The 2,171-nt window shown below is 33.7% G+C and carries 2 protein-coding genes; both read left to right on the forward strand.

All coding sequences use genetic code 11. The features are described from left to right. Nucleotides 1-844: hypothetical protein (locus EC396_RS17905; protein ID WP_205757958.1), on the forward strand; the 844-nt coding region annotated here is incomplete at its 5' end. Nucleotides 845-847: 3 nt separating this feature from the next. Continuing rightward, the gene (locus tag EC396_RS12420) at nt 848-1,519 is read left to right on the forward strand and encodes a hypothetical protein (RefSeq protein WP_129366962.1); all 672 of its coding nucleotides are present in this window, start codon (nt 848-850) and stop codon (nt 1,517-1,519) included. Nucleotides 1,520-2,171 lie beyond the last annotated feature (652 nt).

A 2,171-nucleotide genomic window follows, 5' to 3' on the forward strand; every position in this document is an offset into this window, starting at 1 on the left:
TGTTACAGATAATTTAAGCGAACTATATTTTAGTAATTCTACTTATGTGTATGCTTTAAATACTCCTATTCAAGCTACTGATCCTGATGGAAATATTGTTATATTCATAAATGGTATGCACGGAGGAAGTGGAGGAAAGGCCGAATATTGGAGGTCTTATCAGAAAGTTAACTATATGTCTGGGACAAAAAGTTTTGCAGGTTTTTCATGGCATACATATGGAACTTATATGAAAGAAACAGCAGCATTTGACACATCTGTAATGAATCGTTTTGGAGATAGTAACTCTATGTATTTAGATGGTTCTATGGGAGGTGCTTTAAATACTGTCCTTTCTACAAGAGGTTTAGTAACCTCTAACCTTAGTGCTAAAAACAGAGTTGATGCAGGTTACTCAAGGGGTAAAAAAGAAGCAAAAAGTATAATTGCGAATTTAACTAGAGACAAAACTTCTGGAGAAATCATAGAAACTATAAAAATAATAACTCATAGTATGGGAGGTGCTTACGGTAAAGGGTTTATTAAAGCATTGAAGGAGTATGTTAAAACACTACCTAAAGAACAACAATCACAAATAAAGTTTTCAGTCTATGATTTTGACCCTCACCAAGCTGGTTCTTTAACAGCAGATGGAGAAACCCCTACTTTTCAATTTAAACATCAAGGTTTTTGGAATATTTTGGGTTTGGGATGGTTAGCTAATCAGGATGAGAATGGTAAAGTAGATGTACAGACCAACACAGGTAATAGTACAGACCATTCAATAATGACTTTTTTTAACGATATTAGTAACATGTCAGAAGGTACATATAAGTGGGATGGAAAAAATTGGGTAAAACAATAGGCAATGAAAAGAAAACCCATATTGATAAGCATAATAATAGTTATTATATTTATAGCGTTTCTTTATTTTAAGTACATCTTCGGCTGGCTAGAATTTAGAAGTAATAATTACACATCAAAAGAATATAAATCAATTGTAAATGTTTCTGAAGAACAATATTCTAAAGACAGTTTAGACTTGGTGGTTACAATAAGAGATAAGATAAAAAATCATCAGCATCCATATTATAATTCTATTAAGGTAAATGGAAAATTAGAATATATTAATGATAGTTTGACTAAAATTTATATAGATAGCATTTTTTATAATCCTGATTTAAGTAAGTTAGTTTTTTTAGTTATAGTTGAAAATGAAAATCTAAAGCTATATAAAGGAGTGTCAAAAGACGAGGCTTATAGTTGGGAAAAATCAGGTAATTTGCCATACGAAGGAACACATTTTAATGGAAATAGTTTTATTGCAAAAAGAAATAGAGAGAGTGAAATTATAATAATTTCATCATTCTCTAGGAATTCATTTACAAACTCTAGGACTTATGAAGAAAGCTCAATAGCGTTAATGAATGACTGTTTAAATCATCGAGATAATAATAAAGCTACTTACAATGTTGATGATAAGCGTTTTTGGGATAGTGATATTTGGAGTAGTGATAACCCCGATGGCGCGGATATGTAACACGCAACGATAGCGCGGAAATGTTTCCCGATGGCGCGGATATGTCACTCACATCGATAGCGCGGAAATGTTTTCCGTGCCCGTAACGAGTAAGCAACTAATACTAATATAATATAAACCACTTTCTATAAATTAGGAGGTGGTTTTACTTTATTACTAACTGTACAATAGCATAAGATGTCACAGATTACAAATCTGCGCCAACGCACGTATAATGATAGCGCGGAAATGTTTTCCGTGCCCGTAACGAGTAAGCGACCCGATGTCACGGATATGTCACTCACATCGATAGCGCGGAAATGTTTTCCGTGCCCGTAACGAGTAAGCGACTAATACTAATATAATATAAACCACTTTCTATAAATTAGAGAGTGGTTTTACTTTATTACTAACTGTACAATAGCATAAGATGTCACAGATTACAAATCTGCGCCAACGCACGTATAATGATAGCGCGGATATGTAACACGCAACGATAGCGCGGAAATGTTTCCCGATGGCGCGGATATGTCACTCACATCGATAGCGCGGAAATGTTTTCCGTGCCCGTAACGAGTAAGCGACTAATACTAATATAATATAAACCACTTTCTATAAATTAGAGAGTGGTTTTACTTTTAAGAAACTTTATATAAATCGTCACAGATAGCAA

Origin of the sequence: Lutibacter sp. HS1-25, assembly GCF_004121075.1 — a bacterium.
In the GTDB taxonomy this organism is placed as follows: Bacteria; Bacteroidota; Bacteroidia; order Flavobacteriales; family Flavobacteriaceae; genus Lutibacter.

Coding starts and splice junctions, on each gene's coding strand:
- EC396_RS12420 (WP_129366962.1), top strand. CDS start 848: ATGAAAAGAAAACCCATATTGATAAGCATAATAATAGTTATTATATTT.